This window comes from Glutamicibacter nicotianae (genome assembly GCF_006539525.1).
Lineage (GTDB): Bacteria > Actinomycetota > Actinomycetes > Actinomycetales > Micrococcaceae > Glutamicibacter > Glutamicibacter nicotianae.
In genome coordinates, this window is sequence record NZ_BJNE01000010.1 from 1 (window position 1) to 21,030 (window position 21,030).

The 21,030-nt window shown below is 62.6% G+C and carries 18 protein-coding genes, 2 tRNA genes and 1 rRNA gene; 12 read left to right on the forward strand and 9 right to left on the reverse strand.

All coding sequences use genetic code 11. The features are described from left to right. Positions 1–191 precede the first annotated feature (191 nt). Both ANI01nite_RS11680 and rrf read left to right on the forward strand, forming a co-directional pair. Positions 192–974 carry an SDR family oxidoreductase gene (locus ANI01nite_RS11680; protein ID WP_141358171.1) on the forward strand — a complete coding sequence of 261 codons (783 nt, stop codon included), beginning with the start codon at positions 192–194 and terminating at the stop codon, positions 972–974. 144 nt (positions 975–1,118) lie between these two features. Further along, a 5S ribosomal RNA gene (gene rrf / locus ANI01nite_RS11685) occupies positions 1,119–1,235 on the forward strand. A 123-nt stretch (positions 1,236–1,358) separates the two neighbouring features. On the opposite strand, the gene ANI01nite_RS11690 is transcribed toward rrf, so the two are convergent. The 3 genes from ANI01nite_RS11690 to ANI01nite_RS11700 form a co-directional block, all read right to left on the reverse strand. Further along, positions 1,359–2,426 (reverse strand): ABC transporter ATP-binding protein, encoded by a 1,068-nt coding sequence (locus tag ANI01nite_RS11690; RefSeq protein WP_141358173.1) that lies wholly within the window; start codon positions 2,424–2,426, stop codon positions 1,359–1,361. A gap of 65 nt (positions 2,427–2,491) precedes the next feature. Continuing rightward, a complete protein-coding gene (gene otsB, locus ANI01nite_RS11695; protein ID WP_167550497.1) occupies positions 2,492–3,271 on the reverse strand; it encodes a trehalose-phosphatase in 780 nt (259 codons plus the stop codon). A 41-nt stretch (positions 3,272–3,312) separates the two neighbouring features. Further along, positions 3,313–4,776 (reverse strand): alpha,alpha-trehalose-phosphate synthase (UDP-forming), encoded by a 1,464-nt coding sequence (locus tag ANI01nite_RS11700; RefSeq protein ID WP_141358175.1) that lies wholly within the window; start codon positions 4,774–4,776, stop codon positions 3,313–3,315. Between the two features lie 401 nt (positions 4,777–5,177). Between ANI01nite_RS11700 and ANI01nite_RS11705 the strand changes: the two genes are divergently transcribed. The 5 genes from ANI01nite_RS11705 (at position 5,178) to ANI01nite_RS11725 (ending at position 10,100) form a co-directional block, all read left to right on the forward strand. Further along, complete coding sequence (locus tag ANI01nite_RS11705) at positions 5,178–6,044, forward strand: DsbA family protein (protein WP_066140239.1); 867 nt, start codon at positions 5,178–5,180, stop codon at positions 6,042–6,044. 182 nt (positions 6,045–6,226) lie between these two features. Further along, positions 6,227–6,300 (forward strand) — tRNA-Thr (locus ANI01nite_RS11710). Between the two features lie 163 nt (positions 6,301–6,463). Beyond that, positions 6,464–7,414 (forward strand): DUF808 domain-containing protein, encoded by a 951-nt coding sequence (locus ANI01nite_RS11715; RefSeq protein ID WP_073706481.1) that lies wholly within the window; start codon positions 6,464–6,466, stop codon positions 7,412–7,414. Between the two features lie 122 nt (positions 7,415–7,536). Then, complete coding sequence (locus ANI01nite_RS11720; RefSeq protein ID WP_255314522.1) at positions 7,537–9,171, forward strand: N-6 DNA methylase; 1,635 nt, start codon at positions 7,537–7,539, stop codon at positions 9,169–9,171. A gap of 2 nt (positions 9,172–9,173) precedes the next feature. After that, positions 9,174–10,100, forward strand: coding sequence for a hypothetical protein (locus ANI01nite_RS11725; RefSeq protein WP_255314523.1), 927 nt, complete (start codon positions 9,174–9,176; stop codon positions 10,098–10,100). A 27-nt stretch (positions 10,101–10,127) separates the two neighbouring features. Here ANI01nite_RS11725 and ANI01nite_RS11730 read toward each other — a convergent pair whose 3' ends face one another. Beyond that, the gene (locus ANI01nite_RS11730) at positions 10,128–10,745 is read right to left on the reverse strand and encodes a GNAT family N-acetyltransferase (RefSeq protein ID WP_128471657.1); all 618 of its coding nucleotides are present in this window, start codon (positions 10,743–10,745) and stop codon (positions 10,128–10,130) included. A gap of 410 nt (positions 10,746–11,155) precedes the next feature. Between ANI01nite_RS11730 and ANI01nite_RS11735 the strand changes: the two genes are divergently transcribed. Continuing rightward, positions 11,156–11,232, forward strand: a tRNA-Val gene (locus ANI01nite_RS11735). Positions 11,233–11,288: 56 nt separating this feature from the next. On the opposite strand, the gene ANI01nite_RS11740 is transcribed toward ANI01nite_RS11735, so the two are convergent. Further along, positions 11,289–12,335: an LLM class flavin-dependent oxidoreductase gene (locus ANI01nite_RS11740; protein ID WP_083515530.1), complete on the reverse strand. Its 1,047-nt coding sequence runs from the start codon at positions 12,333–12,335 to the stop codon at positions 11,289–11,291. A gap of 201 nt (positions 12,336–12,536) precedes the next feature. On the opposite strand from ANI01nite_RS11740, the gene ANI01nite_RS11745 reads away from it, so the two are divergent. Further along, a complete protein-coding gene (locus tag ANI01nite_RS11745; protein ID WP_038990049.1) occupies positions 12,537–14,207 on the forward strand; it encodes a threonine/serine exporter family protein in 1,671 nt (556 codons plus the stop codon). Here the strand turns inward: ANI01nite_RS11745 and ANI01nite_RS11750 are convergent. Then, the gene (locus ANI01nite_RS11750) at positions 14,204–14,977 is read right to left on the reverse strand and encodes a uracil-DNA glycosylase (RefSeq protein WP_141358177.1); all 774 of its coding nucleotides are present in this window, start codon (positions 14,975–14,977) and stop codon (positions 14,204–14,206) included. The two genes, ANI01nite_RS11745 and ANI01nite_RS11750, sit on opposite strands and share 4 nt — an antisense overlap. Before the next feature lie 156 nt (positions 14,978–15,133). On the opposite strand from ANI01nite_RS11750, the gene ANI01nite_RS11755 reads away from it, so the two are divergent. From ANI01nite_RS11755 to groL, 3 genes are all read left to right on the forward strand, one after another. Beyond that, positions 15,134–15,424 (forward strand): DUF3263 domain-containing protein, encoded by a 291-nt coding sequence (locus tag ANI01nite_RS11755; protein ID WP_141358179.1) that lies wholly within the window; start codon positions 15,134–15,136, stop codon positions 15,422–15,424. A 42-nt stretch (positions 15,425–15,466) separates the two neighbouring features. Beyond that, positions 15,467–16,072, forward strand: coding sequence for a LytR C-terminal domain-containing protein (locus ANI01nite_RS11760; RefSeq protein WP_038990047.1), 606 nt, complete (start codon positions 15,467–15,469; stop codon positions 16,070–16,072). Positions 16,073–16,367: 295 nt separating this feature from the next. After that, positions 16,368–18,005, forward strand: coding sequence for a chaperonin GroEL (gene groL, locus ANI01nite_RS11765; protein ID WP_038990046.1), 1,638 nt, complete (start codon positions 16,368–16,370; stop codon positions 18,003–18,005). A 102-nt stretch (positions 18,006–18,107) separates the two neighbouring features. On the opposite strand, the gene ANI01nite_RS11770 is transcribed toward groL, so the two are convergent. The 3 genes from ANI01nite_RS11770 to ANI01nite_RS11780 form a co-directional block, all read right to left on the reverse strand. Then, complete coding sequence (locus tag ANI01nite_RS11770; protein WP_141358181.1) at positions 18,108–18,998, reverse strand: DUF4031 domain-containing protein; 891 nt, start codon at positions 18,996–18,998, stop codon at positions 18,108–18,110. Between the two features lie 43 nt (positions 18,999–19,041). Then, positions 19,042–19,332 carry a WXG100 family type VII secretion target gene (locus ANI01nite_RS11775; RefSeq protein WP_038990044.1) on the reverse strand — a complete coding sequence of 97 codons (291 nt, stop codon included), beginning with the start codon at positions 19,330–19,332 and terminating at the stop codon, positions 19,042–19,044. A 111-nt stretch (positions 19,333–19,443) separates the two neighbouring features. Further along, positions 19,444–20,982 carry a sensor histidine kinase gene (locus ANI01nite_RS11780; RefSeq protein ID WP_141358183.1) on the reverse strand — a complete coding sequence of 513 codons (1,539 nt, stop codon included), beginning with the start codon at positions 20,980–20,982 and terminating at the stop codon, positions 19,444–19,446. Positions 20,983–21,030: the final 48 nt, after the last annotated feature.

The window sequence follows — 21,030 nt, forward strand, 5'->3', positions numbered from 1 at the left end:
TGTTCGTGTTTAAAGGGGGTTCGGCCGCTGGCCGCTGGCCGCGTCGACCTGCGACCACAAATGCTTGACTTAGGCATCGTAGTTCAAGAGGACACCGAAAATAGGCCTAGTGTGGGATATGAGCGAGGCCGCGACTGACTCATCGATGGTCTCTCGACTCATCTTCCAATTGCGAAAGAGGGAAACCAAACGTGAGAACTTATGTCGTTACTGGCGCTGCTTCCGGCATTGGTGCAGCCACAACTGAATTGATTCGCGAACGTGGGCACAAGGTCATCGGCGTTGATCTACGCGATACTGACGTCGCGGCTGACCTGTCGACTCAGGAAGGCCGGCAAAGTGCCATCAAGCAGACTCTAGTGCTTTCCGAGGGCAAGATTGACGCTGTCATCGCTGCCGCGGGAATTTCGGCTCCTAAGGCAATTACGGTGTCGGTAAATTACTTCGGTGTTACCGAGTATCTGGAAGGCCTCCTGCCAGCTCTGGGGCAATCGGAGGCACCGCGTGTGGCCGTCGTGTCCTCGATGGCTTCGATCCAGCAGAATTCCGCTGAACTGGTTGAAGCATTGCTTACGGGCGACGAAGAGGCATCCCTGGCCATTGGCGCAGAGCTGGAAGCCGCTGGCCCTGGAGCCGGCTACTTGAACTACCCGTCCTCCAAGCGCGCGCTGAGCCGCTGGGTACGTCGTGAATGCATCACGGAGAACTGGGCCGGCGCAGGAATCCCATTGAATGCTGTGGCTCCTGGCACCGTGATCACCAACATGACTCGCGAATTGCTGGCCACCGACGAAGGCAAGGCAATGGTCGACAAGAATGTGCCGATGCCGCTGAACTATCACTCTGAGGCTGTGGTGATCGCCAGGCTGCTCCTGTGGCTGACGAGTGAAGAAAACACCCACGTCACCGGCCAAACCATCTACTGTGACGGCGGTGCGGAGGCGACGTTGCGCGGGGATAACATCTGGAGCTAGACCTGGCAGCTGAGTATGGCGAAGGACACTGCTGCTAACCGGTTCTGAAGTGGCGCAACCCCTGCGTGCTTGATATAGTTATGGAGTTGTCGCAATCGCGAATGACACCGTAGTTTTCCCATGGTTACCCATGAGGTATAGAGTTACGGCGATCATAGCGTGGGGGAAACGCCCAGCTCCATACCGAACCTGGAAGCTAAGACCCACAGCGCCGATGGTACTGCACTCGGGAGGGTGTGGGAGAGTAGGTCATCGCCGGGCATAATTTGCCGAAGGCCCCGAACGAGAGTTCGGGGCTTTCGAGGTTTAACCGAGAAGGTACGCCACCGTTTAAATTCATCGGCGGCTCGGAAATTCATTTCCGAGCCGCCGATGTTGCAGGTACTAGGCGTTGTCCAAACGCAGACCGCTTTCAGTATCAAATAGGTGCACGTGCTGCAGATTTGGTGCAATGTTGATGCGCGCTCCACGTGCAGGAGGCGTACGGCCATCAACACGAACAACTACCATCTGGGTTTTGCCGCCCAACTCCGCTGAGCCGAAGATGTAGGCATCTGCGCCGAGCTCTTCAACCACGTCTACAACAATCTCGACGCCTTCGCCGGCACTGACGATCTCGATGTCCTCTGGGCGGAAGCCCAAAGTCGTTCCACCTTGGGCTCCCGGTGCGTCGATGATGGTTGAACCGAAAGCCACCTGTCCATTGGATGACTGCAGCTGCACCAGGTTCATGGCAGGGGAGCCGATAAAACCTGCGACGAACACATTGCGTGGGCGATCATAGAGCTCGCGTGGGGTGCCTACCTGCTGCAGCTCGCCGTCCTTGAGCACTGCAACGCGGTCGCCCATGGTCAGCGCTTCCACCTGATCGTGGGTCACGTATACGGTCGTGACTCCGAGACGACGGGTCAGCGAAGCAATTTGGGTACGGGTCTGCACTCGCAGCTTTGCATCGAGGTTGGACAGCGGCTCGTCCATCAAGAACACCTGGGGCGAACGAACAATGGCGCGGCCCATGGCCACACGCTGGCGCTGGCCGCCCGAGAGGGCCTTGGGCTTGCGGTCCAGGTACTTCTCCAGGTCCAGAAGCTTGGCTGCTTCCAGCACACGCTGCTTGCGCTCTTCCTTGTCGACGCCGGCGATCTTCAAGGCAAAGCCCATATTCTCGGCGACGGTCATGTGGGGGTACAGCGCGTAGTTCTGGAAGACCATGGCGATGTCGCGGTCCTTTGGCGGAACGTTGGTCACGTCCTTGTCGCCAATGAGAATGCGGCCGGAATTTACTTCTTCCAAGCCTGCAAGCATGCGCAGAGTCGTGGATTTGCCGCAACCCGAGGGGCCAACTAGAACAAGGAATTCTCCATCTTGGATTTCCAAGTCGATTGCGTCGACGGAGGGCACAAGTGCGCCCGGGTAAATGCGGGTGGCCTTTTCAAAGGTCACAGTTGCCATGATGACAATCCTTTCACGGGCAGGTACGTGCCCGACGATCCGTAGTGAAAGTGAATTGGGACACTTCAGTTTCGCATGGAAATGAGACTTTTCAAAAGATCTGGCAGATCAGCAGGCGAAGAGATAGAATACGCTGCCGCTGTTGGCCCGGATCCCACCTTGATGCCCACATCTTCCGCGCCGAGGACCCTGAATCCGTTCTCGTCGGTGACGTCATCGCCAGCAAAAAGGACCGCCTGCACGTCGAGGGTCTCACGCAGCCACTGCAGGCTTTGGCCTTTGTCGCCGTGATGCACGGTGGCTTCCAAGACCGCCTTGCCATCGAGCAGTTTCACACCGTCCAAATCAGCAAGGGCTTGCCGCGCCTGTGCCAAGGCCTTGGCAGCCGCATCCGGCAGTGCCTGGCGGACATGCAGGACCGTGGCCGACGGCTTGTACTCCAGGCTCGCGTTCTCATGCGCTGCCGCGACGTGCTCCAATCGCTGGGTCACTGTTCCAAGCAGTGCGGTTTGCTCGGCGGTCAGCGGCTCATCCTGCCAGTTTGCACCCAGCCAGGACGGAACCAAACGTTCGGCACCGTGCGAGCCAATGCAAATCCCTGGACGCGGCTGCGGGTAGACCTCGCGCAAGGACTGCAGGTTACGGCCCGACACTACAGCGGTGTATACCCCGGGGCTGGCCGCCAGCTGCTCGAATGCGGCAGCGGTCTGAGGCAGCGGCCGGGCATCTTGCGGCCGGTCGACCAGCGGAGACATCGTTCCGTCAAAGTCCAAAGCCACGAGCACCCGCTGGTGGCCGGCAAATCCAGCCAGCGCGGCATGCAGGGAAGGATCTAGTTCTGGCAATGCGTTCCTCATCAAGGATCACGATTCCCGCGGGAATCTGCTTAGCGAACGATTTCGTGCACGGAGGTGGCCGCATTGATCTCGGCCAGTTCAGCCAGGAAATCATCGGACCATTTGGAAACATCATTGAGCGCCAAATGGCGGTTCATGCGCTTCATCCGGCGTTCCTGCTCCGTCTCGTTCATCTGGACCGCTTCCACGATCTTGGCCTTCATCCCGTCGATGTCGTGGGGATTGACCAGTACCGCCTGGGTCAGCTGATCAGCAGCACCGGTGTACTCCGAGAGCACCAGCACGCCGCGGCCATCCTGGTGCGCGGCGACGTACTCCTTGGCCACCAGGTTCATGCCATCGCGCAGGGCCGTGACCAGCAGGACGTCGGCGGCCAGGTACATGGCGATCATTTCGCGCAGCGGATAGGACTGGTGCAGGTAGCGCAGGGTGGTGTGGCTCAGGGTGTCATGCTGGCCGGTGATCTGGCCGACCATCAGTTCCACCTGGTCGCGCAGCTCGATGTAGCTGTCCACGTTTTCCCGGCTGGGGCTGGCAACCTGGATCAGGCAGACGTCGCCGGCGCGCAGCGTCTGGTCGGAGAGCAGCTCGCCGTAGGCCTTCAGTCGGTGGCGGATGCCCTTGGTGTAGTCCAAGCGGTCCACGCCGAGCATGATGGTTTTCGGGTTTCCCAGCTCATGGCGGATCTGTGCCGCGCGGGCGATGATTTGCGGATCGCGCGATAGCTTGGCGATGTGCTCCGTATCGATGGAGATCGGATGGGCCTTGGCACGGCAGAGATTCTGCATTTCGTTGCCGGCTGGCGGCGAAGCCACATCGCCCTTGGTCGAGTAGCCGGTGAACCGGCGCAGGCAACGCAGGAAATTGCTGGCATCGGTTTCACGCTGGAATCCGACCAGATCAGCCCCGGCCAGCCCCTCCAGAATCTGCGTCCGCCACGGCAGCTGCGAAAACAGGCTGGCTGCCGGAAACGGTATGTGCAGGAAGAAGCCGATCTTCAGATCAGGGCGTGCCAGCCGCAGCATCTGCGGAACCAGCTGCAGCTGGTAGTCGTGTACCCAGACGGTCGCGTCCGGAGCGGCAATATCCAGTACTGCATCGGCGAATCGCCGGTTGATTCTCTTGTACCGGTCCCACCAGGCGCGATGGTATTCCGGTGGCACGATCACGTCGTGGTAGAGCGGCCACAGCGTCGAGTTGGAGAAGCCCTCGTAGTACTGGGTCATGTCGTCTTCATCCAGGGGGACCGGAACCAGATGGATGTCATCCTTGTCGAAGCTCTCCAGCTCCTCGCCAATACCGCCATGCCAGCCCACCCAAGCGCCTTCGGAGGCAGCCATAACAGGTTCCAGGGCTGTCACCAAGCCACCGGGCGAACGCTGGAATCCTTGCGATCCGTCAGGATTGGTGATGCGGTCCACCGGAAGGCGGTTGGCCACAACCACGAAATCGTAGGAATTCTCGGTCTTTGTACTCGGCGCTGGGTTACCCACTGCAAACCTCCTGGTTTATTCAATCTGATTCACCGGCGTGGTGCAGATTCGTCGGTTCTGAGTGAATGACTTCTCGTCTAATTTCCTCGCTCTTGCTATTTAGCCTAATGAAAACTGGCTGGTAAGGGAACGATGGGGCGGATTGCACCGTCATACGCGTCACTTTTGCGCAGATGCCGTGTACTACAGGATGGGAATGGCAGTAGACAAACCATTTCCGCTGGTCACTTGGTTTAATGCTCAAGTTAAGCCGTGAAGGGCACTTTGGGGGCTGTATGCGGAAGATATGTGAGTCCTGTGAAGGTGGATCAATCTTGAGTTTTCACGGATACGGACCCCGGGAATTGGCTAAGCTTGACTCCAGATGATACTTGTCCGCTGACCAAGGAAACGCCAAATACATGTCTACGAATAACCCGCGCCCATCGAAAGCGGAGCGCACCGCGAGTGCCCGTGAGAAGGCGGCGCAGATGCGTGCCGCGCAAGAAGCCGCCCAGAAGCGCAAGTCGCTTTTCGTGAAGCTGGGCGTCTTGGCTGCAGTGATTGTGGTCATCGCACTGGTAGTTACTTTGATCGTGCAGAACAACAACGCCAAGATTGCCGACTCCGGCGCCGTGCCGCAGGGCGGTACCGCAGCGGGCGGCATCATGGTCACCTCGCCAGACACCGTTGCACAGAAGACCATCGAGAAGGTGGACATCAAGACCCTTGAAGCGCCTGCCGAAGCGCCGAATCCTGCCACCCCGCGCGACCTGACGGTGGCTGACAAGGGCGAGCCGATCAATATCACCATGTACGTCGACGCCAACTGCGTCCACTGCGCAGACTTCGAGGCCACCTACGGCGACCAGATCGAAGAATGGCTGGCCAATGGCGATGTCACCGTTGAATACCGCAACGTCGGCTACCTGGACCGTGGTTCGCCAACCAACTTCTCCTCGCGCGGCGCCAACGCACTGGCTTGCGTTGCCGACGAGAGCCCAGCTGCCTACATGAGCTTCGTCAAGGCGCTGTGGGGCCACTACCCAGAGGGCGAGATGAAGAACGCCGAACTTGCGGACCTGGCCATCCAGAACGGTGCAGCGGAATCCGTGACCAGCTGCATCGAGGATGACAAGTTCCGTCCATTCGTCCAGTACGCCACGACCGCTGGCCAGTACGACGGCGTAGCCGGCACCCCTTCGATCTTCATCCAGGGCAAGGAGTTCGCACTGGGAACCCAAGACTTCCCGACCGAGGTCGAGAAAGCCATCGCTGCCAACAAGTAAGCCCATCCAGCCACCGCTGGACAATTGTCCGGGATCCGGTAGTATCCTTAGTGATCTCGCACCCGGTCGATGGGAAGGAAGCCAATGCTGGCTTCCTTCCCATTGGCATTTAATCGGGCATGCGCTGCGCGGCTGCGCCAATTCGCAGTGCCGAGGGGTTTTCCGATATTCTTATCCGGTACGCCCCCTTAGCTCAGCTGGCCAGAGCGTCTGTCTTGTAAACTGAAGGTCACCGGTTCGAATCCGGTAGGGGGCTCTGATCTGGTCTTGGACCAGCAGCTGGAACCGTGCCGATGAGTTTTCATGGCACGGTTTTCGTTTTCACCCCGGATTGTGCCCGATGCAACCTCGCGCCTGTGGCAGGCTCTAGGATCCCGCCGGTAGAATTCTGCGCAGAACCTAGATTTGAGGAGCCGACCATGGCCGGAGGCCTTGCAGCACTATTGGACGACGTGGCCGCCCTGGTGAAAGTCACCGCGGCATCGCTGGACGACATCGCGCTGGGCGCTGGCAAGGCCAGCACCAAATCCCTGGGTGTCGTGATCGACGATGCGGCAGTCACCCCGCAATACGTGGCAGGGCTCTCGCCGAAGCGCGAGCTTCCGATCATCTGGAAGATCGCCGTTGGCTCCATCCGGAACAAGATGCTGATCATCCTTCCGGTCGCTCTGATCCTTTCGCAGTTCGCCCCCTGGGCGCTGACCCCGATCCTGATGGTCGGAGGCGCCTATCTGGTCTTCGAAGGGGCCGAGAAGCTGCTCGAAGCGATGGGCGCGATCAAGCACCACACTCCGGGCGGCAAGGAGGGCGTGCGCGACGAGAAGGCGATCATCGGCTCGGCCGTGCGCACCGACCTCGTGCTTTCCGCGGAGATCATGGTCATCTCGCTGAATGAGGTGGCGCACGAATCCTTCCTGAACCGGGCGCTGATCCTGGTCGTGATCGCGATCCTGATGACCGTCGTGGTCTATGGCGCCGTGGGCTTGATCGTGAAAATGGACGACATCGGCCTGCACATGGCCGCCAAGCCGCGCCATCTCTCGCAGAAGATCGGCCGCGGCCTGGTCAAGGCGATGCCCATCGTGATGTCCATCCTGAGCAAGGTCGGCGTGATCGCGATGCTCTGGGTCGGTGGGCACCTGCTGCTGGTCGGCATGGACGAGCTCGGCTGGCATGCGCCGTACGGCTTCGTGCACCATGTGGAGCTGCTGGTCCACGACGCAACCGGCCAGGCCGGCGCCATGCTCGGCTGGCTGGTGAATACCGCCTTTTCCTGCCTGGCCGGTTTCATCATCGGCTCGGTGATTACCGCCATCGTCCTGGGCATCCAGAAGCTGCGCCGCAAGGGCGAAGCCGAAGCCGCCCACTAGGAACGGAAATCAGCGGGCGTCCCGCGCACGTAGAATAGAGAAGTTGCAGCCCGGACCCGGTCTTCTGGGCCAGCCAAACTGTCTGGCCTGCGTGGAAAGATCGATGAGTGTTGAATAGAGAATTGACTGATCCGGCCACCGCCCGCCATGCGCGCGGCGCCTACTTCACCCCGGAACCAGTGGCCAGCTTCATGGCGCAGTGGGCGCTGGGGCAGCACGGCAGCAGGGTTCTGGAACCCTCCTGCGGCGATGCGCAATTCCTGGCCGCAGCGAACGCGGTGCTGGACGACGGCAGGGGCCCGGTGGAACTGGTGGGCCTGGAGCTGCACGAGCCATCGGTGCAGGCGGCCCGTGCGCGGATGCAGGCCGCCGGGATCGACGCGCAGATCGAACAGGCCAACTTCTTCGAGGTTCCCGGGCACGCAGACTTCGATGCGGTCATCGGCAACCCGCCCTATGTGCGCTACCAGCTGCACCGCGGTGCCGACCGGCAACTCTCGCGCGCCGCGGCCAAGTCCTCGGGCGTGGAGCTGAACGAGCTGGCCAGCATCTGGGCGGCCTTCGTCGTGCACTCCACCAGCTTCCTGGCCGACGGCGGGCGCCTGGCGCTGGTGCTTCCGGCAGAGCTGATGTTCGTGAACTACGCAGGGCCGGTGCGCCAGATGCTGCTCGAGCGCTTCGCCAGCGTGCACCTGGCAGTCTTCGAGGAACGCCTGTTTGCCGACGCGCAGGAAGAAGTGGTGCTGCTGCTGGCCGAGGGGTACCGCCAGGGCTCCAGCGATTCCTTCAGCCTGCACCAATTCCGCAATGCCCATGACCTGCACACCCTAGGCGAGGGCACCCGGCACACCCCGGCAGGCGGCAACGACCGCTGGACCGGATCGCTGGTGGGCCTCGAAGCGCAGGGGATCCTGTCCGCGGCTCTGGCCGCCGGCCGGATGGCTCCGCTGCAGTCCTGGGGCGAAACCTCGCTGGGAGCTGTCACCGGCAACAACAAGTGGTTCACGCTTTCCGCCGCGCAGGTCCAGGAGCTGGGGCTGGCCGACGAGGATTTGATCCGCATCTCGCCGCCGGGCTCGCGCCACCTGCGCGGGCTGGACCTGAGCGAGGAGGGCTGGGAAAAGCTGGCAGCGCACGGGGCGGCGGCCTGGATGTTCCGTCCCGCCGCGGAACCCAGCGGCGCCGGCGCGCGCTTCGTGGCCAGCGGCGAACTGCTGAACGTGGATGCGGCCTACAAGTGCCGGGTGCGCTCGCCGTGGTGGCGGGTGCCGGTGCTGTCGGTGCCGGATTTGTTCATGACCTACATGAACGCCGATACCCCGCGGCTGACCGCCAACGAGGCCGGGGTGCACCATATCAACTCGATCCACGGGGTGTACCTGGGTGCCGATGCCCGCGAGCTGGGCCGCGAGCTGCTGCCGGTGGCATCGCTGAACACGCTGACCATGCTCGGCGCCGAAATGGTGGGACGTTCCTACGGCGGCGGCATCCTGAAGCTGGAGCCGCGCGAAGCAGACCAGCTGCCGGTCCCGGCCATCGGCATGGTGCAGCGCCATGCCCCGCAATTGCGCGCCATCAAACCCGAGGTGCGCGAGCTGCTGGCCCATGGGCGCAAGCAGGAAGCGGCGAACCTGGTGGATTCCGTGGTGCTGCAGGCGCTGCTCGGCCTGGATGCGGAAGCGATCGAGGCGCTGCGCGCGGCGCGGATGAACATGCTCGAACGCCGCAAGGCCCGAAGCAAAGCAGTGAAGGGATAAGAGTGGCCAATCCTGCGATCGAGAAGACCCTAGCCTTCGCCGAATTCGACACCACCTTGATGTCAGCGCCGAAGGATTCGCCCTGGCTGGATAATGGCGCGGTCACCGGGGAATTCAACCCGTCCTACGCGGTGCTCGAACGGCTGCTGAGCATCCCGGTGCGTTCCAAGGCCGTCACCCGTTCGGGCCGCTTCGCCCAGGGCGTGGATGCCTGGCTGGCGCACGAGCTGCGGCGTGCCGGCTTCGATGCCGACCTGGTCTGGCCGCGCCCCGAAGCGCCGCGGGTGCTGTCCAGCGACATCCTTGAGCTGCTGCGCAAGCTGCCCGAACGGCTGGCCGACGAGGTGCACGAGTCCATCATGGCCGGCAAGGCGGGCAGCACCGACGCGCGCATCCTGGGCCGCGCCTACATGAAGCAGACCGACGTGGTGATGACCCACTGGTCCACCGGCCCCGAACTGCTGCTGAGCACCAAGGCGATGACTTCGTCCTTCGGCAAGAACCTGGCCAACCGCTATGAAGAGGCCTACGGCGACGCGGCGAACCTGCGCGCCCGCTACCCGCTGGCCGCCGTCGGGTTCTTCTTCGTGCAGCGCGCCACGATCCTGGAATCCGAGCCGGCCGCCTTCCGCCGCACCGTGGACATGATCCGCAAGCTGCGCGACTTCGGCGACGGCTTCGGCTACACCGCCACCGGCCTGCTGCTGGTGGACTGGGATGATGCGGCCGAGCAGCCGGAGGTCAAGTGCGTCCATGCCCCGGTGCCTGCCGACATTGCCGCCCCGCAGTTCCTCAACGCCATGGTCGATGCGGTCCTGAAGGTCACCCCGATCGACTTGCACGAGGCAGCTCGCGCTCGCCGGGCCGGCGAAGTCGCCCCGCTGCCGGGCCACGCCATGGTGGACGAGCAGCAGGACGCCCTGTTCTAGCCTGATCCAGAAAGCCGTCCCAGGCCGTCACATCACCGGCACGGCGGAGGCCGGATCCTCGGAGCCGAACTGCGCGGCGAAGCGGTGCATCGGGCTGGCGGGCAGAGCCAGGCTCGGGACCGGCTGCGCGGCGCCGGGCAGCTGGATGGCTACCTGGTCGGCGGAAGCCTGCGGCAGGTCCGCGGCCCACTGCCAGGCGGCTTCGGTGGCCCGGTAGATGAACTTGAGCCGGCCCTCGTGCTCGAAGCTGCGCTCGCGCTGCCACAGCTCGGAGCGCTCGTAGAAGGCCCAGGAGGCAGGGTTCTGCGAATCGATGACGCTGATCGGGGTCTTGCCCGAACGCAGGGCATGGGCCAGGCGCAATGAGGTCACATGCTGGCGGATGCCCAGGCGGCGGTAGTCGGCGCGCACCGCCATGCAGCCCAGTTCCACCGCGTTCATCGAGGACGTCGGCGCCACGATGGAGTCGTGCACCAGGCCGGCGGCAACCAGGGTGCCCTGGTCGCGCACGGTCACCAGGAGGCTGAGGCGATCGAACTTCTGATGCCAGCGCTGGTCGACCACGGTGTAGAGGGTCGCCAATTCATCGCGCTGGGCTGGCTGAACGCATAGGGATGACAAGGAAAAGTTCAGGTTTTCAAACACTGGGGTACGGTCCTAAAAGCTAAGAACGAACGAAAGATGAGGCTTTGCGCGGTGGATCAAAATCCACTGCGCGGTTTCGTTGGCCTTGAGGGGACCGATGCCGGCGGCTTCCGGCAACTTCCTTGTAGGGTCCAGTTTGAGCTCGATGAGCTAGAAAAATTATGGAGCCTGAAGTCCCTTTTTGACAAGTGGAAAAGGGTACTTTCAGGTGAATCCCAAATAAACCATTCGGCATTGTTTTTCTGCTCTACTCACTGGCCAAGCCGCAGGGATTCAACGCGGCGTTCGATGCGGCACATCGGCGTGTTCGGGGCAGGGATCCGGCGGCTTGAGCCGGGGCCGATTTGGAGCGGGGCTCGTTTCCCCGGTAGGATTGCTTATGCACTTGGCTAGCAAGTCAGGGCGCAGATGGATCTTTAGCTCAGTTGGTTAGAGCGTTCGCCTCACACGCGAAAGGTCGCTGGTTCGAGTCCAGTAAGATCCACCAAAATCGAAAGCCACCGCAATGCGGTGGTTTTCGTCGTCTCCGGCACAGTCCGGAAGCTAGGCTCCGAGCAGCTGGTGCACCCGAGGCTTGACCTCTTCGCCAAGCAGCTTGATGCTCTCCAGCATCGCCTCGTGCGGCAAGGAGCCCGCAGAGTACTTGATGTCGACGCGGGACAGGCCCAGCTGCTGGGCCACCTTGGCCATCTTCCGCGCCACGGTGTCCGGGCTGCCGGCCATCATGGCTCCCTCCGGTCCCATGGAGGCCTGCAAGCGCATTTTGCTGGCAGGTGGCCAGCCCCGTTCGGCCCCCAGCCGGTTCATGGTGCGCTGGTAATGGGGCCAGAGCGTTTCCAGGGCTTCCTCGTCGCTGCCAGCCACCAGGCCATGGAAGTGCGCCGAGACCGGCAGCTGCTCCTGGCCGAATTCCTCCAGCGCGCGGCGGTAGAGGGTGGCCAGGCCTTCGAACGCCGAAGGCTGGCCGCCGATGATGGCCAGGCACAGCGGCAGGCCGTGCCGGGCCGCGCGGATCACCGACTGCGGGCTGCCGCCGACCCCCACCCACGTGGTCAGCGGCTTGCCCTCCAGCAGCGGGTAGATCTGCTGGTTGCGCAGGGCAGAGCGGTGCTTTCCCTGCCATGACACCGGTGCGCCGTGGCGCAGCTTGGCCAGCAGATGCAGCTTCTCCTCGAACAGGTCCTCGTAGTCCTCGAGGTCCAGGCCGAACAGCGGGAAGGATTCGATGAAAGAGCCGCGGCCGGCGATGATCTCGGTCCGCCCGTTGGAAATGGCGTCCAAGGTCGCGAAGCGTTCGTAGACGCGCACCGGGTCATCGCTGGAGAGCACGGTTACCGCGGTGCCCAGCTTGATGCGCTGCGTGGTGCTGGCCAGTGCGGCCAGCACGATTTCGGGGGAGGAGATGGCGTAGTCGTCGCGGTGGTGCTCGCCCACGCCGAAGAAATCAAGATTCGAGGCTTCGGCCTGCTGCCCTTCGGTGATGACATTGCGGATCACCTGGGCATGGCTCAGCGGGTTGCCGTCGGCGTCCTCGGTGATGTCGCCGAAGGTCTCGGCGCCGATCTCGGGCAAGGGGAACTGCGTAGTCACTGCAACCTCCGAATATATGCAAACACATCTAACTTCCGCTTGGTGCAACCAACTGCGGACCGGCAGTATTCCAGTGGCCGAAAATACCCCTGAATGTGTCCGGGGATACCTCGCGAATTCACCACGTTCCGGCCAACTTTCCATGCACGGGTTGTATGGTGAATCCCATGGGAAAAACTTTGGTTGAGGGGGGAGTGATTCGTGGCGCATCGATCTAGCGAGGAGCAGTCCGCCGAGTCGACTGCCGCAGGCGAGGATCCGGCTCCTGCCGCTGGCGCTTTGCCCCGCATTGCCACTAGTGAGATCAATATGGGCTTCCATCCGGCGGAACCCGCCGAAGAGCCTGCCATGGCCTCGGAACTGCCGCTCAACACCGCGGTCAGCGCCAATGTGGCGGCTGCCGATGCCTCCGATATCGAGTGGCGCACCGGCCAGGTCCACACCACCGATGAGGGCATCACCCTCATGCCTACCCGCGCCAACCCGGTGGCCCGCCGCCTGCTGGCGAAAATGTGGATCTCGGACACCCCTCCCACCCAGGCGCTGAACATCGTCGAGCGCCTCCAGGGCACGCCCTATGCCAACCCCAAGATCAACGTGGACCAGGACGCATCCAACCGGCGCACCATGGAATTCGCGCTGGACTTGGGCGAGACCCTGATCCGCTACGGCGCAGGCGCCCTGGAAGTGGAAACCAGCATCATCGCGGTGACCGCGGCACTGGGCCTGAGCCACTTGGACGTGGACATCACCAACCAGTCCCTGCATTTGAACTACAGCCCGCCGGATGCCGAAAGCTATTCGGTGCTGCGCGTGGTCCGCTCCTACACCGCGAACTACGCCGGCATGGTGCTGGTGCACGAGCTCGTCTCGGACATCATCGCCGGCGGCGTATCGCGCACCGCCTCGGCCAAGCGGCTGAAGGAGATCACCCGTCAACCCAAGCCGTTCCCGCGTTGGATCGTCGCCTGCGGGCGGGCAGTGTTCGCCGCCGCGTTCGTGCTGTTCATTGGCGGTTCCTGGGCTGGCGCGCTGGTGGCGATGATCTCTTCGAGCCTCGTGACGCAGATCGGGCGGTACGGTTCGCGCTGGCGGGTGCCCGAGTTCTTCACCATCGCCGCCTCGACCTTGGCGGTCACGGGCATCGCCTTGCTGGGGCACCAATTCCATGCACCCCTGGATCCGGCGCTGGTGGTTTCCGGCGGCATCCTGCTGCTGCTCCCGTCGGGCAGGTTCGTCTCGGCATTGCAAGATGCCATCAACGGCTTCCCGGTGACCGCGGTAGGCCGCCTGTTCTCTGCCAGCCTGATCTACGGGGCGATCCTGTGCGGCATTGCCACGGCGTTGGTGATCTCGGATCTGCTCGGCGGGGAAAAGGTCGATGTCCACCAGATCGCGACAACAGAGTATCCGGCTTGGCTGCTGGTGATCCTGGTGGGTGTGGCCATCGTTGCCGGTGCGGTCACCGAGCAAAGCGCGCTGCGCCTGCTGCTGCCTACTGCCGGCATTGCTGTTGGCGGCTACCTGGTGCAGCTGCTGGCCGTAAGCATTGGACTCGGTGACCGGGCCACCCCGGCGCTGGTTGCCACGGTGATCGGTTTCGCCGCCCGGCTGGCCGCGGACAAGCTCAGGTCCCCGCAGCTGGTGCTGGCGGCCCCCGCGGTCATGTTCCTGCTTCCCGGCTTGATGATCTTCCGCGCAATGTACGGAATCGTCATCAACGTGGAAGACATGGCCACCGGCCTGGTGGAAATGTTCAACGCGATGGCGATCATGCTTTCCATCGCTGGCGGGGTCGTCTTCGGCGATACGCTGTGCCGTCCGTTGACCTCTACCGCCCGGCGCGAGCGCCGGCGCATCCGCCGACGCTAAGTTCTCGGCAATGACCAGTCGATCGGCTCCTGTCCGCTATCGGACAGGAGCCGATTGATATTCGAGAAGGGCTTGGAGCCGAAGAAGCCGCGCGAGGCGGACAGCGGCGAGGGGTGGGCGCTTTGCAGCTGCACGGCGTTGGGCAGGGATCCGGAAAGCTTCTGCGCATGATTGCCCCACAGCAGCGCCACCAAAGGCAGCGGCCGCTCATCCAGCGCCTGGAGGATCGCCTGCAGGATTGGCGCCCATCCCAGCTTCTGGTGCGAGCCGGCATTGCCCGCGGTCACCGAGAGCACCTGGTTCAGCAGCAAGACTCCCTGGGACAGCCAAGGACCCAGATCCGGATGCGGGACCGGATCCAGACCGAGATCGGCCTGCAGCTCCTTGTAGATATTGGCCAGGGAACGCGGCAGCGGGCGGACCTGCTTATTCGCCGCGAAGGCCAAGCCGTTGGGGTGGCCGGGCGTCGGATAGGGGTCCTGGCCAATAATTAGGACCTTGACCTCGGATAATGGCAAGCTCAGTGCGCGGAACATCACCTCCGGCGCTGGAAGGATCTGCTCGCCGGCGGCCGAGCGGGCCGCCAAATCGCTGGCCAAGCGACGCAGCAGCGCGTCCTGGCGGCTGAGCGCAGGAACCCAGTCTTCGGCAATAAACCCGTGGTCGGCCATGGATTTTGCGCCGTGGTAGAACGGGAAATCCGCCGCGTCATACACGGGCGTCGCGGCTGGCTCGGGAGCATCGAAAAGTGCTGGCTGCATATCGTCCATAGAGGCAATTGTGCCGTTTTTCTGGCGTGCCTGTGCTCGGCCACACGGTGTTAGGCAAGCAGATTGGTTAGAATATCGGTGGTATATCTACCGGTGGTGGATTGCATGCATAGCCGAAACCCGAGAAAACCGATCCAAGAACCGAGGTGAGAACGTATGGCTGAGAATGGATTGCTGGCGGATTTCGTGATGAACCCGGATTCGGAATTGGACGAGCGTTCGCAACAGATCCTCAACCTGGAAAAGTTGTGGTGGAAGTATGCCGGGGCCAAGGAACAAGCCATTACCATGCAGTTTTCGATGTCGCCGACGAATTACTACCAGCTGCTGAACCAGCTGATTGAAACCGACGCGGCACTGGCCTACGACCCGATGTTGGTCAAGCGCCTGCGCAGAGCACGTTCTACAAAACGTCGCGTGGGCGGTAAGGTCGGCACGGGACGATAACCCTGCCTGCCGCGACCAATCAGACCTCGAGCAAGGACGAGAATGACCAACTACCCGCGTGACGAATTTGATCGCGTTCCGGAATTCAGCACCCGTGTGGGTTCGCACCACGCCCACGGATGGGCGCAGTCCGCCGCGTCAAAGTCAACCGGTGGGAAATTGCGCTGGGTAGTGCTGACCGCAGTGCTCGTGCTGGTGATCGGTGCCTTGTCCTTCATCTTCGGTCCGCAGCTCAAGGAGACCCTTGCGACTTCGGCTGAAAGCGAAACCTCGCAATCCCAGGAAAAGACGGCCGAGTCCTCCGAGGAAGCAGCACCGAGCGAATCCGAATCGCCATCAAGCACCATCGATGACGAGGACGTCCTCTATGGCCAGCTGATTGGCGTCTACAACGCGGCCAGCGTCGCCGGCCTGGCCAACGCGGGCGAGGAAGCCATGACCGAAGCCGGGTTCACCAGCGTCGTCGCCGACAACTGGACCAAGCCGGCCGAAGTGTCCGCGGTCTACTACATGTCCGAGGCCTACCGGACCACCGCTGAAAAAGCCGCAGAAGTCCTGAATATCGACGAAGTCCTGCAGACCAGCAACATTCCGAACCGGGTCACCGTCGTTTTGGGATCAGACGACACCCTGGGGCTCAACGAATAATTCGTTCATAATTCCATACGCTCAGAGCCGATCGGCTTGCACTCGCCATGCGAGAGTGCCAATATTTGTATTAGCACTCATGCGTTGCGACTGCTAACGCCGGTCGGCTTTTGCGTTCACCAGGACGTCCAAAGCGCCGGATGGCGGATGCGGCGCGTGGAGCGTGGAAAATACCTCAGATAGCGAGAGCTGAAACGGTTGCTGGCCCGATGCCGCACCGGTCCACTCGTCCGTCGCGGGCGCTGTCTGTCGGTTGCATTTTCGCAAAATCGTCCCGAAAGGACCGTACGCCACAATGGCTAAGATGATTGCATTTGACGAGGAAGCACGCCGCGGACTAGAGCGCGGCCTGAACACCCTTGCTGACGCCGTGAAGGTCACCCTGGGCCCACGCGGCCGCAACGTTGTTCTGGAGAAGAAGTGGGGCGCTCCTACTATCACCAACGACGGCGTGTCCATCGCTAAGGAAATCGACCTCGAAGAGCCTTACGAGAAGATCGGCGCAGAACTGGTCAAGGAAGTTGCCAAGAAGACTGACGACGTCGCCGGCGACGGTACCACCACCGCAACCGTGCTCGCACAGGCACTGGTCAAGGAAGGCCTGCGCAACGTTGCCGCAGGTGCCGACCCGATCGCGCTGCGCCGCGGCATCGACAAGGCTGTAGAAGCCGTCACCGCTGAACTGTTCGCCGCTGCGAAGAAGATCGAGTCCAAGGAGCAGATCGCTGCTACCGCTTCGATCTCCGCAGGCGACACCGAGATCGGCGGCCTGATCGCCGAGGCTCTGGACAAGGTTGGCGAGCAGGGCGTCATCACCGTTGAAGAGTCCAACACCTTCGGCCTGGAGCTGGAGCTGGCAGAGGGCATGCGCTTCGACAAGGGCTACATCTCCGCTTACTTCGTCACCGACGCAGAGCGCCAGGAAACCGTTCTCGAGGACCCATACATCCTCATCGTGAACTCGAAGATCTCCTCGGTCAAGGACATGGTGACCCTGCTGGAGAAGGTCATGCAGTCGAACAAGTCGCTGCTGATCATCGCCGAAGACGTCGAGGGCGAAGCCCTGGCCACCCTGATCCTGAACAAGATCCGCGGCCTGTTCAAGTCCGTTGCCGTCAAGGCTCCGGGCTTCGGCGACCGCCGCAAGGCCATGCTGACCGACATCGCCATCCTCACCGGCGGCCAGGTTGTTTCCGAGGAAATCGGCCTGTCGCTGGACAATGTCGGCCTGGAGGTCCTGGGTACCGCTCGCAAGGTCGTCATCACCAAGGACGAGACCACCATCGTTGAAGGCGGCGGCGAAGCCGACGCCATCGAGGGCCGCAAGGCGCAGATCGCAGCCGAGATCAAGAACACCGACTCGGACTACGACCGCGAGAAGCTGCAGGAGCGCCACGCAAAGCTCTCCGGCGGTGTCGCTGTGCTGAAGGCCGGCGCTGCTACCGAGGTGGAGCTCAAGGAGCGCAAGCACCGCATCGAGGATGCCGTGCGCAACGCCAAGGCTGCTGTTGAAGAAGGCATCGTCGCCGGTGGCGGCGTGGCTCTGATCCAGGCTGGCGCCGCTGCTTTCGAGAAGCTGGCCCTGGAAGGCGACGAGGCAACCGGTGCGAATATCGTTCGCGTTGGCATCGAAGCCCCGTTGAAGCAGATCGCATTGAACGCCGGCCTGGAGCCAGGCGTTGTCGCTGACAAGGTCAAGGGCTTGGCTGCGGGCCACGGCCTGAATGCCGCAACCGGCGAGTACGTGAACCTGCTCGAGGCAGGCGTCAACGACCCAGTGAAGGTGACCCGTTCGGCACTGCAGAACGCCGCATCGATCGCTGGCCTGTTCCTGACCACCGAAGCTGTTGTCGCAGATAAGCCAGCTCCTGCTGGCGCTGCTCCAGCCGGTGGCGATGACATGGGCGGCATGGGCGGAATGGGCGGCTTCTAAGCTTCCCGCATGCACTAAGCACGCAGTCAACGCGCCGATGGCCCGGATCCTTCCAAGAAGGGATCCGGGCCATCGGCCGTTGTGCGTGCAACGGGCACCGGGCTAAAGCCAGCCGCGCAGCAGTTCCAGTTCGGTCTGCAGATTATGCCGGGCGCTGCGATCCCAGCGCTGGTATCCGGCGGGGGTGCCGTAGATCCGTTCCTTCTCCAGCGAGCTGGCCAGGATCTTGCTGCGCCCGGCGGCAAGCACATGGCGCGGAAGATGCTCGTACTCCTTGTAGACCGCCTCGGCATAGCGCTGGTAGGCCGCGGCGGGACGGGCCAGGACCTCCAGGTCGGCATCGCAGAGGATATGTCCCAGGCGATCGGTCTCTGCGGGCGCATGCGTTGCGGTGAGCATGACCAGGTCGCTGACCTTCGACACGGCACCGGGGGAGAGCACTCCCCACAGCCGCTCGCGGGCCATGATTGCCGATTTGAATTCGTCTTCGCTGGTTCCCTCGTAGACGGCATCGTGGAACCAGGCGGCGAGCTGAAGGAGCATGAGCTCTTCATGATCGGCCTGGTTCTTGGCCAGCCAGTCGATGGCTTCCAGCACAGAGAGCAGATGCACCCGGTCATGGTAGTGCCGGTGGCTCTGGGACCAGCAGCCCAGCAGCTCGGATCCGAGCTGCGGTTCGGTAGGCAAGGTGCGGGACCACCGGCGGGCGAGCACCGCCCCTAATTTCTCCGGACGGTATTTGGCCGGGATCCGAATCCCGGATTTGACCAGTGCCCTCACCAGTTCGCTGCCGGAGACTTCGAGAGCGCCAGCGGAAACGAGCTGGTCGTAGCGTTCGCGCGGGACATCGTAATGGTCCCGGTCGAAGGCCCGGCGCGAGATGTCCTGCTGCTCGGCGAACTGATGCAGTTCAGCCAATGACGTATCCGACACCAGATGGGCGAAGAGCGTGCCGTGGGCAGGCCAGCGCGGCGGGTCAATCAGAATGCTCATAAGGCTAAGCCTACTGATCAACCTGCCGCTGCGCGTGCGCTGGTCAGTATCGGAACAGCGAGGTATTGACCTGCTCGACCTCCTCGTACTGCATGGAGGCGTGGTTCAGCGCGGTGGCAATGCTGCTCAGCGCCTCTTCGATCTGGACATGCGTTGAGCGCCATTCGGCCACGATCGACTGGAAGGAAGCCGCGGCGGAGCCCTGCCACGTGCTTTGCAACTGGTCTAGGTTCATCTGCATGGTAGAGACTTCATTGCGCAGCCGGTCGATGGTATTCATGACGGCCTGGGATTTCACCTGCATCTCACCGGTGTTGGTGGAGAACGTGCTCACTGAAATCACCCTTTCTAAAATACGTGAATCGGTCACTGATGCACTTACCCTAGAAACACCGCACCCCGTGGCGGCGCAAGCCGGCACGGGGTGTGGAGAAGTCCAACGGCGCTAATCCGCGGTATCGTCGACTTCCGGGGCCTTCGGTTCAGGAAGCGGCACGTAGGGCATCGAGATGGACATCGTTGCGCCTCCGCCGGGGGTATCGGCCAACGCCACCGAACCACCGTGCTGCTGGACGATGGCCGCGACGATTGCCAAGCCCAGTCCGGAACCGCCGGTCTCGCGATGGCGCGAGCTGTCGGAGCGGTAGAAGCGTTCGAAGATCCGCTTGGAGTCTTCGGACGGGATGCCCGGGCCATGGTCGCGGACCTCGACGACTGCGTCCATCGTTCCGGCCACCAGTGAACGCACGCCCACGGCAATTTCCAGCGGGGAACCTTCCGGGGTGTAGCGCAGCGCATTGGTGAGCAGGTTGGCAATGATCTGCCGGATCCTGGCGTCATCGCCGACGGTGCTGGCCGGGCTTGGCCGGTCGGAGGTCAGCCCGACGAGCTTGACGGTGCGGTCAGGTGCGCGGACCTTGGTGTCTTCCACCGCGTCCTGGCCGAGGACCAGCAGGTCCACCGGCTGCCGTTCCATGGGGCGTTGCTCGTCCAGGCGGGCGAGCATCAACAGGTCCTCGACGAGACGCGCCATGCGCTTGGATTCGCCTTCGATGCGGCTCATCGCCGAATCCATGGCTTCCGGATCCGCCAGCCCGCCGTAGCGATAGAACTCAGAGTAGCCCTGGATGGTCACCAACGGGGTGCGCAGCTCATGCGAGGCATCCTGGATGAAGCGGCGCATCTTCTGCTCGGAGGCCTCGCGGTCGTTGAACGCCTTTTCGATCTGGGCCAGCATGGCGTTCAGCGAGCGGGAAAGCCTGCCCACTTCGGTCTCTGCCGGGTAGTCCTTCACGCGTTGGGACAGGTCGCCGTCGGCGATCATCGACGCGGTGCGCTCCACATTGATCAGCGGCTTGAGCGAACGCCCGGTGAGGCCATAGGCGATCATCGACATCAGCAGCGCGGCGAGCGTGCCGGTGGAGAGCACCAGCACCGCGGTCTGGTTCACGGTGCGGTTCACATTGTCCAGCGGCAGGGACAAGAACAGGTTCAGCTCGCTGCTCTTCAGCGGTATCATGACCGTGCGCCAGCCAGCGGAGGTGGGGAAAGCACCGGGAACCGTGGCTGGGGAATTCGGGTGGGCCGCCAGCTGCTGGATCTGTTCCATGTTCAGCAACGGCAAATCCGTGCCGTTGGATGGGCCCACCCGCGAACGCGGCATCACGTAGACGATCTCGCCATCCTGGTCGCGGATGTCGGCGTAGGCGCTGCTCAGCCCCAGCAGCGTGGCATCGACGTCCAGCGCGTCATGGCTGCCGTTGTCCTCGTTCAGGGAGTAGAGGTAGGCCTTGTTGAGCCCGTAGGCCATCGTCGACTTGGACACGTTCAGCTGCTTGTCGATCTGGCTGGTCATCGCGATCCTCAGCGTGTGCGCTGAGCCGATGGCGGTAGCGAAGATCGCGACGATCATCAGGCCAAGCATGACCGCGACCAGCTTCGTCCGCAGCGAGGTGCGGCGCCACTGGGCTCGAAATGACTTCATATGGTGACTTTACAAGGCCTTCAACTATTGGCGCGGACCGTTACATGT

What these genes read in the sequence shown, in the direction of transcription:
- ANI01nite_RS11780 (WP_141358183.1), bottom strand. Translation starts at nt 20,982, where the DNA reads ATGAAGTCATTTCGAGCCCAGTGGCGCCGCACCTCGCTGCGGACGAAG.
- ANI01nite_RS11750 (WP_141358177.1), bottom strand. Translation starts at nt 14,977, where the DNA reads ATGGACGATATGCAGCCAGCACTTTTCGATGCTCCCGAGCCAGCCGCG.
- ANI01nite_RS11755 (WP_141358179.1), top strand. Translation starts at nt 15,134, where the DNA reads ATGGCTGAGAATGGATTGCTGGCGGATTTCGTGATGAACCCGGATTCG.
- ANI01nite_RS11770 (WP_141358181.1), bottom strand. Translation starts at nt 18,998, where the DNA reads ATGAGCATTCTGATTGACCCGCCGCGCTGGCCTGCCCACGGCACGCTC.
- ANI01nite_RS11690 (WP_141358173.1), bottom strand. Translation starts at nt 2,426, where the DNA reads ATGGCAACTGTGACCTTTGAAAAGGCCACCCGCATTTACCCGGGCGCA.
- ANI01nite_RS11760 (WP_038990047.1), top strand. Translation starts at nt 15,467, where the DNA reads ATGACCAACTACCCGCGTGACGAATTTGATCGCGTTCCGGAATTCAGC.
- ANI01nite_RS11705 (WP_066140239.1), top strand. Translation starts at nt 5,178, where the DNA reads ATGTCTACGAATAACCCGCGCCCATCGAAAGCGGAGCGCACCGCGAGT.
- ANI01nite_RS11715 (WP_073706481.1), top strand. Translation starts at nt 6,464, where the DNA reads ATGGCCGGAGGCCTTGCAGCACTATTGGACGACGTGGCCGCCCTGGTG.
- groL (WP_038990046.1), top strand. Translation starts at nt 16,368, where the DNA reads ATGGCTAAGATGATTGCATTTGACGAGGAAGCACGCCGCGGACTAGAG.